14 protein-coding genes are annotated in these 15,650 nt (G+C 53.3%); 9 read left to right on the top strand and 5 right to left on the bottom strand.

Translation table 11 applies throughout. The features are described 5' to 3' along the window. The first annotated feature begins 26 nt into the window (after positions 1-26). Entirely contained in the window at positions 27-1,070 is a 1,044-nt protein-coding gene (locus FAP39_RS12705) for an NAD(P)/FAD-dependent oxidoreductase (protein WP_138016775.1), read from the top strand. A gap of 69 nt (positions 1,071-1,139) precedes the next feature. Beyond that, on the top strand, positions 1,140-1,562 hold the full coding sequence (locus FAP39_RS12700; RefSeq protein ID WP_246059131.1) for a VOC family protein: 423 nt from the start codon (positions 1,140-1,142) through the stop codon (positions 1,560-1,562). 32 nt (positions 1,563-1,594) lie between these two features. Here FAP39_RS12700 and FAP39_RS12695 read toward each other — a convergent pair whose 3' ends face one another. From FAP39_RS12695 to FAP39_RS12685, 3 genes are all read right to left on the bottom strand, one after another. Then, the gene (locus FAP39_RS12695) at positions 1,595-2,140 is read right to left on the bottom strand and encodes an NADPH-dependent FMN reductase (RefSeq protein WP_138016774.1); all 546 of its coding nucleotides are present in this window, start codon (positions 2,138-2,140) and stop codon (positions 1,595-1,597) included. A 109-nt stretch (positions 2,141-2,249) separates the two neighbouring features. Continuing rightward, positions 2,250-2,900: a YiaD family glycine zipper/OmpA-like lipoprotein gene (locus FAP39_RS12690; protein WP_138016773.1), complete on the bottom strand. Its 651-nt coding sequence runs from the start codon at positions 2,898-2,900 to the stop codon at positions 2,250-2,252. Positions 2,901-2,983: 83 nt separating this feature from the next. After that, entirely contained in the window at positions 2,984-3,874 is an 891-nt protein-coding gene (locus FAP39_RS12685) for a methylated-DNA--[protein]-cysteine S-methyltransferase (RefSeq protein ID WP_425471427.1), read from the bottom strand. Between the two features lie 180 nt (positions 3,875-4,054). Here FAP39_RS12685 and nth point away from each other — a divergent pair, with 180 nt between their 5' ends. From nth to FAP39_RS12655, 6 genes are all read left to right on the top strand, one after another. Next, positions 4,055-4,699 (top strand): endonuclease III, encoded by a 645-nt coding sequence (gene nth, locus FAP39_RS12680; protein ID WP_138016772.1) that lies wholly within the window; start codon positions 4,055-4,057, stop codon positions 4,697-4,699. Continuing rightward, positions 4,696-5,682 (top strand): adenosine kinase, encoded by a 987-nt coding sequence (locus FAP39_RS12675; protein ID WP_138016771.1) that lies wholly within the window; start codon positions 4,696-4,698, stop codon positions 5,680-5,682. The genes nth and FAP39_RS12675 overlap by 4 nt, the downstream gene beginning before the upstream one ends. Positions 5,683-6,116: 434 nt before the next feature. Then, positions 6,117-7,736 (top strand): GMC family oxidoreductase, encoded by a 1,620-nt coding sequence (locus FAP39_RS12670; RefSeq protein WP_138016770.1) that lies wholly within the window; start codon positions 6,117-6,119, stop codon positions 7,734-7,736. Positions 7,737-7,773: 37 nt separating this feature from the next. Next, positions 7,774-9,402 (top strand): long-chain-fatty-acid--CoA ligase, encoded by a 1,629-nt coding sequence (locus FAP39_RS12665; protein WP_138016769.1) that lies wholly within the window; start codon positions 7,774-7,776, stop codon positions 9,400-9,402. A gap of 1 nt (position 9,403) precedes the next feature. After that, entirely contained in the window at positions 9,404-11,143 is a 1,740-nt protein-coding gene (locus FAP39_RS12660; protein WP_138016768.1) for an aldehyde dehydrogenase family protein, read from the top strand. A gap of 55 nt (positions 11,144-11,198) precedes the next feature. Then, positions 11,199-11,810: a TetR/AcrR family transcriptional regulator gene (locus FAP39_RS12655; RefSeq protein ID WP_138016767.1), complete on the top strand. Its 612-nt coding sequence runs from the start codon at positions 11,199-11,201 to the stop codon at positions 11,808-11,810. A gap of 273 nt (positions 11,811-12,083) precedes the next feature. Here the strand turns inward: FAP39_RS12655 and FAP39_RS12650 are convergent, their stop codons facing one another. After that, entirely contained in the window at positions 12,084-12,902 is an 819-nt protein-coding gene (locus FAP39_RS12650) for a sulfotransferase family protein (protein WP_138016766.1), read from the bottom strand. Positions 12,903-13,055: 153 nt separating this feature from the next. Between FAP39_RS12650 and FAP39_RS12645 the strand changes: the two genes are divergently transcribed. Further along, positions 13,056-14,633 (top strand): DUF5928 domain-containing protein, encoded by a 1,578-nt coding sequence (locus tag FAP39_RS12645; protein WP_138016765.1) that lies wholly within the window; start codon positions 13,056-13,058, stop codon positions 14,631-14,633. A 2-nt stretch (positions 14,634-14,635) separates the two neighbouring features. Here FAP39_RS12645 and FAP39_RS12640 read toward each other — a convergent pair whose 3' ends face one another. After that, positions 14,636-15,568 carry an ABC transporter ATP-binding protein gene (locus FAP39_RS12640; RefSeq protein ID WP_138016764.1) on the bottom strand — a complete coding sequence of 311 codons (933 nt, stop codon included), beginning with the start codon at positions 15,566-15,568 and terminating at the stop codon, positions 14,636-14,638. Positions 15,569-15,650: the final 82 nt, after the last annotated feature.

Here is a 15,650-nt window from a genome sequence, read left to right as displayed (position 1 = left end):
TTTGGGCAAAGACAGGTGATTTGGCAATGGTTGATGTGACCGTGATGGGGGCAGGGGCCTTTGGTCTTTCTGTGGCGTGGGCCTGTGCGTCGCGCGGCGCCTCTGTCCGCGTGATAGATCCCAATGGGGTCGGTGCGGGCGCGTCCGGCGGGGTTGTCGGAGCTTTGGCACCACATGCACCTGAAAGGTGGACCGCAAAAAAAGAGTTCCAATTTCAAAGCCTCATAATGGCCCAATCGTTTTGGGCGGATGTTGAAACGGCCGGTGGCCTTACCGCGGGATATGGTCGGACAGGTCGGTTACAACCGATTGTGACTGATCGTGGTCTCGAGCTGGCCCATGCGCGTGCGGAATGCGCCAAAGAGGTCTGGCAAGGTCAGGCGCATTGGAGTGTGATCCCCCAAGGCCAGATGGGGTCTTGGGCACCTGTATCGCCCACAGGTATGTATATCTTGGACACTTTGACTGCGCGGATGCATCCACGCCAAGCCTGTGCCGCGCTTGCGGCGGCGATACGGGCCAAGGGAGGCGACATCACATCAAGCGGGCCAGAGCAGGGCCAAGTGGTGTGGGCCACTGGATGGCGTGGCCTAGAGGCCTTGTCGCAGAAAATTGGCCAAGTGATCGGTGGCGGAGAAAAGGGACAGGCGGCTTTGCTTGAGCATGCGCGTCCCGATGCGCCGCAAATCTATGCGGATTCGGTGCATATTGTGCCACATGCGGATGGAACAATCGCGATCGGATCAACGACCGAGCGATATTTTGATGATCCTGCGACCACGGACTCTCAAATTGATGATGTCGTGGCGCGTGTCTGTAGGGTTGTGCCAGAGTTGGCCGGAGCAAAAGTTATCGAGCGCTGGGCAGGCGTGCGACCGCGTACCAAAAGCCGTGCGCCCGTGTTGGGGCTCCATCCAGTCCGAGATGGTCAGTTCATTGCAAATGGCGGGTTTAAAATTGGCTTCGGTATTGCTCCGAAAGTTGCCGAACTCATGGCTGACCTTGTTCTAGAGGGGCGTGACGCTATTCCCGAGCCATTCAAGCCGGATGCAGCACTGTTTGATCGTTGAAGGCTGACCAGTTGTCCGAACTTAGGGTACAAGCGCCGAGAGGTGCCTAACGAATGTATAGGCGTGTAAATGGATTATCCTGACATGAAGCCAACGGTCTCTGGCATAGATCATATTGTTCTGACGGTTGCGGATATCGACACAACCCTTGCATTTTATCAGGGTGTGTTGGGTATGGGTGCGCAAGAATTCCGTCCCGCGGATGGCAGCATTCGCTGGGCGCTGAAGTTCGGTAATCAGAAAATAAATTTGCATCAACGCGGTGCCGAATTTGATCCCAAAGCACGCGATGCACGCGCTGGGTCGGCGGATATTTGTTTCTTGAGTGATGTGTCGCTGGACACATGGCAACAGCACCTCAAGACGTGTGACGTCACAATCGAAGAAGGCCCCGTAACGCGCACGGGCGCAACGGGACCGCTTAGGTCGATTTATCTAAGAGATCCTGACGGCAATCTTATTGAAATCAGCAACTTGGGTGTTGCCCGCTAAATTGGGGCGATCCAGATAGCTTGCCCCGTGCGTTATCGGGTCTGCACGATGTCTGCGCGCAAGGCTTGCATCAGCGCCCCCAGAGATTTTTCATACCGTGGATTCAGGCGACCGATATCATCGAATTGGGCGCTGGCGTCGGCGACCAAAATCTCTGGTCCATGGGCGATACGGGGTCGGAATGGCACCATGCAACTGCGCAGCATGGTTTGAGCGCGTGCGCCGCCTGCGCGTCCTGCTGCTGCGCTCATGACCGCGACGGGCTTGCCAAGCCAAGGGGACCCATCCGAGCGGCTTATCCAGTCCAAGGCATTCTTTAGCACACCAGAGATGCCGCTATTGTATTCGGGCGTGGACATCAGAACACCGTCAGCTTGGGCGATTTGCGTAACCAGTGTTTGTGCCGCTTGGGGCAAACCTGCGCGGTTTTCTAGATCACCGTCATACAGGGGCAGATTCAAGTCGGCCTGGATATACGTGGCATCGCCAAAGATGCGTGCGGCTTCTTGCAAGAGCTGTGTATTCGTCGAGTCTTTGCGAAGCGAGCCAGACAGGCCCAGTAACGTCATCATGGTCATGGCAATATCCTCAGGTGCATGAGAAAGACCTTAAGTTGACAGGCGCAGAACGCAACAATCTCTGACGCACAGGGGGTGTGCACCAGAGATCAATGTATCGATGACTATCTTAGCCGTTGGGTAGAATGACAATTTCAACACGCCGGTTTTGTGCCTTGCCTTCTTCGTTCAGATTGGACGCGACAGGTTGGTCTTCGCCGCGACCGATGGTTTCGATCCGCTCAAAGGCAACGCCTGCATCCATCAATTTATCTGCGACGGCATTTGCTCGTTGCTCGGAGAGACGCTGATTGTGTTCGGCCGAGCCGGTGTTGTCTGTGTGGCCAAGCACCTGCACAACAGAGTCGGGATATTTTGTAAGGCTGTCTGCAACTTTTCTCAGATCGTCGGTCAAGCTCGCGCGCACAGCAAAGCTATCGCTGTCGAACAGAATATCCTGAGGAAGCGTGACAATCAGCCGATCCCCGGTATTTTCAATTTTTACATCGCTATCCAGCGTCCCGCGCAGTTCTGCCTCTTGTTTGTCAAGTTGGTTGCCAATCAGGGCGCCAGCTCCGGCACCGATGACCGCGCCTGCGACGGCATTTCCGCCCGCAATTTTCGTGGCGCCTGCGCCTAGAATACCGCCAAAGATTGCACCGGTTTTCGCATTTCGGTTCTTATCGCGGGATTCATAATCACCGGTCACATATGCCGGGTCAGTACATGCGCTTAGGCCTGCGACGGAAAGCGCAACAAGGGAAAGTGTCAGTCGGGTCATAATGCTCGTGCCTTTGGTTCTGTGGCCAGTTTGTCCGGCTCTGGCTTGAGCTATACGCGATCTCGCGCCAAGTCCCAAATGAATCAGGCTGATTCTTCGGCGGGTTTCTGCGCTTGGTTGTCTTCTTCATCGGCGTCCGCACGTGCAGACTCGTAAGCCAACAACGCCCGTTTGACTGGCAATCCCCAATGATATCCGCCCAATGCCCCTGATTTTCGAAGAGCACGGTGACATGGGATGAGCCAACTGACCGGGTTGCGCCCCACAGCTGTACCGACAGCCCGAACAGCGCGCGGTGCGCCGATGTGGCCCGCGATCTCGGAATACGTACTGACATGCCCGGAGGGGATGCGCATCAAGGCTTCCCATACTTTGATCTGCAACGGGCTTCCGATCATATAGACAGGGGTCTTCTCTAGATCGCGGCTTGAGGCGCTATAGGCCGATAAAACCCACGGGCGCAGCCGCATCGGATCTTCGACGAATGTGGCTTGTGGCCAGCGTGACACCAAGTCTTGCATCGCCTCGTGGGTTCCGGTTTCTGCTGCAAAACCGATGCCACAAATACCTTTGTCCGTTCCCATCACCAATGAAAGCCCGAAGGGGCTGTCGAACCAGCCCCAATATATCGTCAGGCCTGCGCAACGTCTTGCATACTCGCCGGGGCTCATTGCCTCCCATTTTAGGAACAGATCATGCAGGCGCCCGCTGCCGGACAGCCCAACCGAATTTGATGTCTCCAATGTGGTAAAGCGGTCATGAAGCAACGCCTTGGCGTGGCCCAAGGCCAAATATTGTTGAAGCTTTTTCGGGGACACCCCGGCCCACCGTGAAAACAGACGTTGAAAATGCGTGGGGCTCATATCCATTGCCGCGGCCAAGTCTTCGAGCTTCAGGTTTTGATCGCTCTGATCGACAAAGTCGATAGCGCGACGCATGACTTGGTAATGATAGGCTTGTTCCATTTCGGTCATGGGTGTCTCCGCAAGAGTGTTCTCCATAGATAGAGCCTGACGGCGGTTAGAACGACCCGTTTTTTGCGCAAAGATATCATGGCCGTTGGGATTTATAGAATGTGTCACAGCTCCGCCAAATCTTGATGAATACTGCCTTGGGGGCTTGCCTGCACGCAATGTCGCGTGCATTAGAGCAGAATGGCAAAACAGCTTGGATACCATCAAATTCGCGAGATATTCGCGCGCTTTCATGAGGCCGAACCCGAACCCAAGGGCGAGCTGGATCATGTGAATGCGTATACGTTGGTGGTCGCTGTGGCGCTGTCTGCACAAGCAACAGATGTCGGTGTCAACAAAGCCACGCGAGAGCTGTTCAAAATTGCGGATACACCGCAAAAGATGTTGGACTTGGGCGAGGCCCAATTGATCGAGCATATCAAGACGATTGGCCTATATCGCAACAAGGCCAAAAACGTGATCAAGATGTCCCGCATGCTGGTCGATGACTATCGTGGCGAGGTGCCGAATTCGCGCGCTGCCCTAGAGAGCCTTCCTGGTGTCGGGCGCAAAACCGCCAATGTCGTTCTGAATATGTGGTGGCATGTCCCAGCACAGGCAGTTGATACTCATATCTATCGGTTCGGCAATCGCTCGGGTGTATGCCCCGGCAAAGACGTGGTCGCCGTTGAGCGCGCAATCGAAGACAATATTCCCGCTGATTTTCAGCAACATGCCCACCATTGGATGATCTTGCACGGGCGATATACCTGCAAGGCACGCAAGCCCCTCTGTGGTACCTGCATCATCCGTGATCTCTGTGATTTTGAGGACAAGAACCTATGAGCAAGTATCAAGTTGTTGGCATCGGCAACGCCGTTGTGGATGTGATCACCCAGTCAGATGACGCGTTTCTGGACCTGATGGGTATCCAGAAAGGTGTTATGCAACTGGTTGAACGCGAGCGTGGTGAATTGCTCTATGCTGGCATGAAAGAGCGCACACAGGCCCCCGGCGGATCGGTTGCCAATACCATCGCGGGGCTTGGAAATCTGGGGCTGTCCACAGCCTTTATTGGGCGTGTACATGACGATGCGCTGGGCCAGTTTTACGCCAGTGAAACCCAAGCCGGCGGTACCGATTTTGTGAATGCCCCCATCACGGGTGGTGAGCTTCCGACATCGCGTTCGATGATTTTTGTGTCGCCTGATGGCGAACGCTCCATGAATACCTATTTGGGTATTTCTGCAGAGCTTGGGCCTGATGACGTCCCTACAGATGTGGCTGGAATGGCAGAGCTCTTGTTCTTGGAAGGCTATCTATACGACAAACCCAAAGGCAAAGAGGCTTTTGAAACCGCTGCACGGCTCTGCCGTCAAGGTGGTGGTAAGGCTGGTATCGCCCTGTCTGACCCATTCTGTGTAGAGCGTCACCGCGATGATTTCCGCCGTTTGGTAAAAGAACTGGACTATGTGATCGGCAACGAACACGAGTGGCAGGCGTTGTACCAAACCGATCTGTCTTCTGCGTTGGAACAAGCTGCAGCCGAAAGCGGTCTGATTGTGTGTACGCGATCCGGTCAGGATGTTGTTTTGGTTCAGGGCAACGACGAGGCAGTTGTTCCGGTGACGGAAATTGTACCCGTGGACGCCACAGGGGCCGGCGATCAATTCGCGGCCGGATTCCTTTACGGAATTGCGACTGGTCAATCTCTGGACGTGGCGGGCCGCATGGGATGTGTCTCTGCCGCAGAAGTCATTGGCCACTTTGGCGCACGACCAGAGACAGACATGCAAGAGCTGTTCCGCCAAAACGGGCTTATTGCATAACCAAGCTATACGGCCCTGCTTTTCTTGATTGGGAATGCAGGGCTGCGGTTCATTCCGATGACGCAATCCGAGGGCAAGCTCCCACGCGTGTTTCCTCTCCCTAATCTGAATTTCATGCAAAGCTGAAGAGCGCACACGTGGCGCGACCTATCCCGCCAGCGGGGCGATTCACCTGTGTGTGATCGGAATAACAGCCTTAAGGTCAGGATTCGTGCAGAGTGTCGTGTATGACTCGATACTTAGTTATGTGTTTGAAATTAAATTATAATAACTTCCATTTTTGGGCCATCCCATTTTCGCAGACGTAACGTCATGTCAATTATTTGGACAATTGACCGAATTATGTGTTTGAATAATTTCACCGAGGAGGGGCTGCATCAAATGCAGTCACGGTTATGGGCACTGACGTGACCTATCGTGAAAGAGGGATGAGAATGGTTTATGATTTTGTGATTGTTGGTGGAGGGTCTGCTGGGGCGACGCTTGCGTCTCGTTTGACGGAAGATCCGAATGTAAATGTCTGCTTGCTTGAAGCAGGCGGTAAGGGGGATGGTGCGCTGGTGCGTACGCCGATGGCCGTTGTAGCGATGTTGCCTGGGCGCCCCAAAATCAACAACTGGGCCTTTCATACAACTCCTCAGCCTGGACTGAATGGCCGCAAGGGATACCAGCCGCGTGGCAAGGCGCTTGGCGGCTCCAGTGCGATCAACGCCATGGTCTATATTCGCGGACAAAAAGAAGATTACGACAGCTGGGCCGAGCTTGGGAACCAAGGCTGGAGCTGGGATGACGTGTTGCCATATTTCCGCAAAGCGGAAAACAATGTGCGTGGCGCGGATATCGCGCATGGCGCCGACGGCCCATTGCAAGTGTCTGATCAAAAGGCTCCGCGCCAGATTTCAAAGGACTTCGTCGAAGCCAGCAACCAGATGCAGTTGCGCAGCAAGGCGGACTTTAACGATGGGGACAATGAAGGTGCCGGCATGTGGCAAAGCACCTTGTTCCATACACCAGAAAAAAATGGCGAGAGATGTTCGGCGGCAGCAGCCTATCTGCATCCGGTCATGGACCAACGCCCCAACCTGACAGTCATTACCAAGGCGCATGCGACCAAGATTATTTTTGACGGCAAGCGGGCTGTGGGTGTGACCTATCGGCAAGACAACCAAAACAAGGAAGTACGTGCGGGCAAAGAAGTCATCCTGAGCGGGGGCGCGTTTCAGTCTCCGCAACTGTTGATGTTGTCCGGGGTGGGTCGGTCACAGGATCTTGCGCCGCTTGGCATTGAAATGACTCACGAATTGGCGGGTGTCGGGCAAAACTTGCAAGATCATCTTGATTTCGTTTTGGCATATAAGACCAAAGATCGTGACAATCTTGGGATAGGATTGCGAGCGGGCCTAAAAATGGTTCCCGAGTTCTTTAAGTGGATGAAAGACGGCAACTCTATGTTTGCGTCGACGATCACTGAAAGTGGGAGTTTTTTCAAAAGCGATCCTTCTGTCACGCGCCCTGACCTGCAAACGCATTTTGTGATTTCGGTGGTCGATGATCATGCACGTAAACTGCATTACGGCCATGGGTATTCGTGCCATGTGTGTATTTTGCGCCCGCATTCACGTGGGGAAGTATTCTTGCAGAGTTCTGATCCGATGGCCGCTCCGGGGATCGATCCACGGTTCCTGTCAGACGAGCGTGATCTGCAGACCTTGATCAAGGGTGCGAAAATCACCCGTGCCACACTCGAATCTCCGGCATTGGAAAAATACAAACACAAAGAACTGTTTGGCGTTCATGACGCAATGACCGACGCCGATTGGGAAGATCAAATCCGCAACCGAGCCGATACAGTATATCATCCGGTGGGGACCTGTAAGATGGGCCATGATGACATGGCCGTCGTGGACGCGGACCTAAAGGTGCACGGGCTTGACGGGTTGCGCGTGGTGGATGCGTCGATCATGCCTTTGCTTGTGTCGGGAAATACCAATGCGCCGACCATCATGATTGCCGAAAAATGTGCCGATCTGATCAAAGCTGACTACGCGGCTTAACCGGTAGCTGGCATCTTAAACGAACGGGAGACGAACCATGCTGGGTTCTATGATGACACAAAACCTGTTGATCAGCGATCTGATCGAGCACGCAGGAAAATATCACGCCGACACCGAGATCGTGTCGCGAGAAACCTCTGGGGCCATGAGCACCACAAACTGGCGCGATGTCGCTGCTGACTCGCGCAGACTGGCGTCGGCGCTTGGGACGCTAGGGCTTGGTATGGGGGATCGCGTCGCAACCTTGGCGTGGAACAATCACCGTCATCTCAAGATTTGGTTTGCGGTGTCAGGTGGGGGCATGATTTGCCACACGCTCAACCCGCGCCTGTTCCCAGAACAATTCATTTTTATCTGTAATGACGCGGCTGACAAAGCCATGTTTTTTGACAAGACGTTTATGCCGCTGATTGTGGGGACACGTGCCCACCTCAAGACGGTTGAACACTTCATTTACATGGGTGCCCATGATGAAGAGGTCGCCGCCGCAGTTCCGGGGGTGTTGTTTTTCGATGATCTGATCGAGACCGGGGATGTCGGGTACGAGTGGCCCGAGCTTTCGGAGGAAACGCCATGTTCGCTTTGCTACACGTCTGGCACAACGGGCCATCCAAAGGGGGTTTTGTATAACAACCGCTCGACGATGCTGCATACCTTCTCGATTTCGTTGCCGGATGCGCTTTCCCTATCGTCGCGTGAAACTATCTTGCCTGTGGTTCCGATGTTTCATGCCAACGCATGGGGAATTCCCTATGCTGCGGCCATGACCGGGGCCAAGCTGGTGATGCCCGGACCCGGGCTTGATGGAGATAGCCTGCTTGGCTTGATCGACGAGCAAAAGGTAACGTTGGCACTTGGTGTTCCCACAATTTGGATGATGTTGTTGGCCTCAGCGGAGAAATCCGGCTCCACGATGCCTTCGTTGCGGCGGAATGTGATCGGCGGATCAGCCGCAGCCCCGTCGATGATCGCCACCTTCCGCGATGCATATGATTGCGAAACCATCCATGCGTGGGGGATGACCGAAACATCTCCGCTGGGTACGGCCAATCAAATCAAGGGCAAACACGCGGATTTGGATGTGGATGCGCTTGCAGAGCTTCGGTTGGGGCAAGGCCGCCCGCCGTTCGGGATTGATATTCGCATTGTCGACGAAGACGGTGTTGCTTTGCCTCACGATGGCAAAACCGAAGGTGCGCTCCAATGTCGAGGGCATTGGGTGGTCGACACCTATTTTGGCAATGAAGACAGCACTCTAACTCAAGACGGCTGGTTCGATACAGGAGATGTATCCACGATTGATGTAGACGGATTTATGGTCATTCGGGATCGCACCAAAGATATTATCAAATCCGGCGGTGAATGGATTTCTTCTGTGGATTTGGAAGGGATCGCGGTGTCGCATCCGGGGGTGGCGATGGCTGCTGCCATTGGTGCCAAACATCCCAAATGGGACGAGCGCCCGATCATTGTAGCGGTCAAGGCCGACGGCGCGAACCCAAGCGAAGAAGACATTATCGCGATGTTCGAAGGCAAAATAGCCAAATGGCAAACCCCAGATGCAGTGGTGTTTACGGGTGCAATTCCGCTGAACGGCACGGGAAAAATGCTCAAGAACAAACTCCGCGAGCAATTCGGCAATACTCTGATTGAGAGAGGACTCTGATATGGATGGCGCGCAACTAAGCTTTGCGGGGCAAGAAGCCCTGTTTGAAGAATATGACATTGCTCTGGCTGATCTGAACATCGGCAAAGACAAATGGGTGCAGGTGTCTGTCGCCGATCGGATTACGTTGTTGTCGGGCATGAAAGACGGGATCATGAAGGTCGCCGAAGGGTGGGCCGACATATCTGCACGCAAGAAAGGCCTGACGCCGAACACACCAACGGCAGGAGAAGAATGGATCGCCGGGCCGTATGCAACAATCGCGGGTGTCAACGCCTTGATGGCTACGCTTTCGCAGATGGATGGCAAAGCTTTTGTTGACCACCTTCCGACACGCGAATTGTGCACGGGGCAACTGGGCGTCAAGGTGTTGCCGCACTCGATTTGGGATCGTCTGCTGTTGTCAGGTGTGTCTGCCGAGGTGTGGATGCAAAAGGGCGTAAATGCGTCAAACCTTAAGAAACACGCAGCGGTTGCCTATGATGTCCCCGCGAACCAGCGTGTTGGCAAAGTGGCGCTGGTTCTGGGGGCGGGGAATGTCGCGGCGATCACCCCATTGGATGTATTGCAAAAACTGGTCCTCGAAGATCAGGTCGTGATCCTCAAAATGAATCCAATCAATGACTATCTGACCGAGTACTACAAGATCGCCATGAAACCGTTCATTGACGGTGGTTTCTTGCGGATCGTCAAAGGCGACGCAAAAGGCGGGGCATACCTGTGTGAACACCCCATTGTTGAAGAACTGCACATCACGGGTTCGGATGCGACACACGATGCAATCGTCTGGGGCGTTGGGGATGAGGGACGCGCAAACAAAAAGGCAGGGACGCCTAAGAATAACAAACGGTTTACGTCCGAGCTTGGCTCAGTCAGTCCGACAATTGTCGTGCCGGGGCCGTGGACATCCGCCGATATTCGGTTTCAGGCCGAAAACATTGCGACGATGAAACTGCATAATTCCGGCCACAACTGTATTGCGACCCAAGCGCTGGTGATGCCCAAAGGGTGGGAAAAAGGCGCCGCGTTGCTTGAGGAAGTGAAGCAAGTCATCAGTCACTCAACCCGCCCGACATGGTATCCAGGAGCAACACAACGGCTGGACAGCTATGCTGAACACGGTGGGACAGTTGAAAAAATTGATCGGGGTCGCCTTGCGCCCGCTGTGGTGATTGGTGAGATAACCGAAGATACATATAATCGGTCTTGCGAGGTCTTTGGCCCCGCGCTGGGCATCAAAGAACTGGATGGGACCGACGCCGAAACGTTTTTGATTGCGGCGGTTGAATATGCCAATACGGAACTGTGGGGGACGTTGGGAGCAAACATTTTGATTCACCCTCGCACGATCCGTGCAATCGGTAAAAAACGGTTCGAAGAAATCCTTGCGGACCTGCGGTATGGCACCATTGGGGTGAATGGCTGGTGTGGGTTGGGTTTTCTGATCTCGGCCTGCCCTTGGGGTGCGTATCCCGGGCATACGCTTGATGACATCGGGTCGGGAATTGGCACGGTTCACAATGCTTTCATGTTGGAAAATACTGAAAAGGTGGTCGTACAGGCCCCTTGGCGACCTTTTCCGCGCGGTCTTTTGTCTGGCCAGTTTTCACTCTTGCCGCGACCGCCGTTTTTTATCACGAACACACGCCAGCATAAAATTGGCAAAGCGCTGACCAAATTCCAGCACAGCCCCAGTTGGTTTAAGTTGCCACGCATCTTTCTCCATGCGCTTCTGGGGTGACGATCATGCCCGCACTGGATTAAAGTAGTTCGGTGCGGACGCGGAGGTTTGAGCAATGAATGAAATGCCATCCAAATTACAGGCGCGCGCTCAGCGCAAGACCGCCAAGCGCGACGAAAAAAAACGCAGGATTGCAGAAAGCGCAATCGAGGCGCTCAAGGAGTTGGGGTATGCCAATACCAGCCTGCGCGATATTGCGGCCCACAGCGATCAGTCGTTGGGGATGTTGCATTATTATTTCGAGGATCGCGCTGAGCTGATCATCTATTGCGTTGAGATTTACAAAGAACAGTTCGTGAATGATCTGTTTCAAGCATTGGAAGGTGTGTCTGGTCGTGATCAGGTTGTCGAAGCGTTCTCCGAAGCGCTGGTGACCTCGATCATTGACGACGAGATGACACATCGGCTTTGGTACGACATCCGAAATCAGGCCCTATTTGATGTGGCCTTTCGGCCGGTCGTCGCCGAAATCGAGGCCAAACTTATTGGGATCGTCCAATTGGCATTCGAGAAGGCCGGGAAAGACCCCGTTGGGGATGTCGCAATTCATTATGCGCTGTTGGATGGGGTGTTTCGTCAGATGATGCAGCACCAGATAATGGGCCACCCGATGCCACGACGGGATCTGAAATCCGTATTTGGGGCACTTCTGGCACAATTTCTATAGCATGAATTGGCGTCGTGAACGGCGCAGTGCATACCAATAGCACGCACAACTATGGGGCACTTCCTGTGTCCAGTGCTCGCGCTGATCATTTGGACGCATTTGTGCCCGTGCTGGGCATGCGTGTGCCACAGATGGTAATAACCACTCCTGACGCGCTTTGCCGATGACCTGCGTTCCACTGGCGTAACGATTGCGACGTGTATTGGCGCGCGTCAGGCTGTTTAGCGGCGCGCGTCAGAGAGGGTTGAGCATTTCGGATCGTGGCGCTTGGCGCTATTGCCCCAGTTTCGCGTGAACCTCATCCAGATCGATTTCCCCGATGGGCATCTTGTTGGACGGGTCTTTGAAATCGTACTTGAACAGATCAAAATCCCGTTTGAATATTTCATAGATGAGATGCATCGAGAGATCATCAAAGTAATCTTCGACCGGATGCGCGCGTTTTGGGCCATGTCCTTCAGATTCGTTGAATCTTGGAATGTTGGCGAGATCTACGCTGTGCGGCGTTTCGATATTGTCCAAGACAGATTGCATGCCGTCATTGAATTGCTCGGTCCAAAAAATGTTATCATAGCGCCCGCCGTTGACAATATATGTCGACACATGGCCAGACATTGCGGACCAGTGGATATCGGGATCCATAGGGCGCCGCCAACGAATGGTGTCGCGCGCAAAAAGCAAAAACCGACGAAAGCTCTTGATCTGGTCAAAGTCTTGCTTGCCGTCGTCACCACCGACTTCGATGCCATATTTCTGGATCAAAAGAGGGACAAGGTTTCCGCGGTATCGGCGTCCGTTACGTTGAATGCCGCAAATTTTGTCAAAGAACGACGACAAGATGCGGGTATACGGGTTGCGCACACAGGTAAAGGCGTAGGATTCGTGCCCTTGCACATTACGCGTAATCGCGTCTTGGCTCTCTTCGAGCGCCCATTTGTGCATTCCGCCGACCGCGTCATGAATGTCGCCATCAAAAAACTCGCCGTGATCTGAATAATACATGATCTGGCCGATTGTCGAACAGGCGCATTTGGGTACAACGCGGTACACAACGCTTTCGCTTTCGGTCATCCAGGTGCCGGGAAACCCCATAATTACTTTGCCTCCAGTTGGTCTGTGGTTTCTTAGCAAATTGGCCACAGTTTGTATTGCTTACAAAAAAGCAAAGAAAGTCGGTTTATTCAACGCCCGTTCATCATTATCTAGGTAAACAATCAATGTAAAAACGAGGTATTGGTTTCCAATATGGCAAAAATCGCTTTCATTTTGCTCTGCCACAAGGATCCCGAGGCCATTGTGCAGCAGGCAGAGAGGCTTACTGCAGCTGGCGATTACATCGCGATTCACTTTGATGCGAGCGCCAAGCAAGATCATTACCGCACTATTCGTAACGCATTGGCAGATAATCCAAACGTGGCCTTTGCCGTAAAACGTATCAAATGTGGTTGGGGGGAATGGTCTCTTGTTCAGGCGACGCTGTATGCGGTGCAGGCTGCAGTTGATACGTTTCCACGTGCCACTCATTTTTATATGTTGTCTGGTGACTGCCAGCCGATCAAAACCGCCGACTATATTCATGACTATCTCGATAATAATGATTGCGATTTCATCGAGAGCTTTGACTATTTCGACAGCGATTGGATCAAGACAGGCATGAAAGAAGAGCGGCTTATCTATCGCCACTTCTTCAATGAGCGCACTCAGAAGTGGCGTTTTTATACGTCATTTAACCTGCAAAAACGGTTCGGATTGACGCGCGAGATACCACATGATGTGCAAATTCAAATTGGATCACAGTGGTGGTGCCTGCGTCGCCAAACCATCGAGGCTGTTCTGGAATTCACGCATGAACGTAAAGATGTTATGCGGTTTTTCCGGACAACGTGGATTCCCGACGAAACGTTTTTTCAAACGATTGTACGCCATCTCATTCCGGAAAAAGACATCCGTACACGTACGCTGACGTTCTTGATGTTCACAGATTATGGAATGCCTTTGACGTTCTATAACGACCATTATGATCTGTTGCTGAGTCAGGATTATCTGTTTGCGCGCAAGATCAGCCCTGAGGCCAAAGAACTCAAAGAACGCCTGGGTAAGCTATATGCGGAACACGACGTAGAATTTCAAATCTCTGCCGAAGGGCCGAGCCTGTTCACATTTCTGACGGGCCGTGGCCGTATTGGTCGGCGGTTCGCTAGCCGTTTTTGGGAAACCGAATCCACATTGGGGCGTGATCGCGAACTCATGATCATTGTGTGCAAGAAGTGGCACGTTGCTAAGCGATTGTTGGAAATGGTTCGACAGGAAACAAACATTCCGACGGTTGCCTATTTGTTCAACGAAGAATCTACACCTCTCCCTGACTTGGGGGGGATTCAAGCCACCCTTGGCAAACGTACCCGCCACCGCCGCGCGTTGATGCGTATGCTATTCGATTATTATGACACCAACCGTTTGGTGATGTGTCTTGATCCATCGTCGTTGGATTTGCTGCATGACTTTTTCGGGGACCGCTCCATGACGCGGTTATTGGAAATTCAGTGCGATTTCTCTGACGAATATCTTGTGGGGCATGCTGCACGTATTGGGTTGGCAGGCCCTCAGACACCGCGCGAAACCTTGGAACGACTGTTGCCGACCATCCAGCAAGATATGGTTTTGGAAGCGGATCGTATTCGGGATGCGAATTTTGCGAACCATGTACGCTTGCGGCAATCGGGAACCCCGGAAAGCCACATTGCTGCGGTGCAGGCATTTTTGTCTGAAACTTCTGAAGTATCCCAAAAGATCGCAGAAACAGATCATCTTTTTGCAGACTAAATTTATGGCTTAGCGGTGAGCTTTAAGAACACGTCTTCCAGATCTGCTTGTTCGGTTTTGACGTCCCGTATCAGAATACCTGCGGCATGTACCGCCTCGAGAACTTGCTCTGCGCTGGTCTCTTGGGCGTGATAACTTAAGGCGAGCGTTCCATCGCTGCGCCGTTCGACGCTGATGCCTTGTGCTTGAGGAAGCTGTGTGGGCGGCGAAGCCGGGTCGATCACCATGGTTTTTGCATCAATTTGCCCCAACAAGTTGGCGGTGCTGTCGCGCGTGACAAGCGTACCTTGATTGATGATCGCAATTTCGTCGCACATCTCTTCTGCTTCTTCCAGATAATGCGTTGTTAGGATGATAGTGGTGCCGTGATCGTTGTTAAGCTTGCGAATATTGCTCCACAGCATCTGGCGGAGTTCAATGTCGACGCCCGCGGTGGGTTCATCCAAGACAAGAATTTGCGGGCGATGCACCAATGCCTTGCCCAGCAACAGGCGCCGTCTCATACCACCAGACAGGGTTCGGGCATAGGCTTCGGCTTTGTCAGTTAGCCCAACCATCTCCAGAATTTCATCACTGTATCTCTGGGATTTAGGGACGCCATACAACCCTGCCTGCACTTCCAGAGCGCCGCGCGGAGTGAAAAACGGATCAAGATTTAGCTCTTGGGGCATAACGCCAATGGCCGCACGGGATTGTCGCGGGTTGCTGTCTTGATCAAACCCCCAAATTTTCACGTTGCCAGAGCTTTTGGTGACCAAGCCGGCCATGATGTTGATCATGGTGGATTTTCCCGCACCATTCGGCCCCAACAGGCCAAAAATTGAGCCGGCTGGAATATCCAGATCAATCCCCTTGAGGGCATGTTTGGCTGGCTCTTTGCGCCCACCACCGTATGTTTTTTGCAGGTCGCGAATTTCGATTGCATTCTGCGTCATGGCTGCACTTGCCCCCAGCTTCTGGATCGCTCATATTCGGCATATCCAAATCGGCCAGGAACGACAACCAAAAGGACCCCGC

It is taken from the genome of Shimia litoralis, from assembly GCF_005518135.1.
Lineage (GTDB): Bacteria > Pseudomonadota > Alphaproteobacteria > Rhodobacterales > Rhodobacteraceae > Shimia_E > Shimia_E litoralis.
The sequence above is the reverse complement of the archived record's forward strand: the minus strand, read 5'-3'. Positions and strand labels throughout refer to the sequence as shown.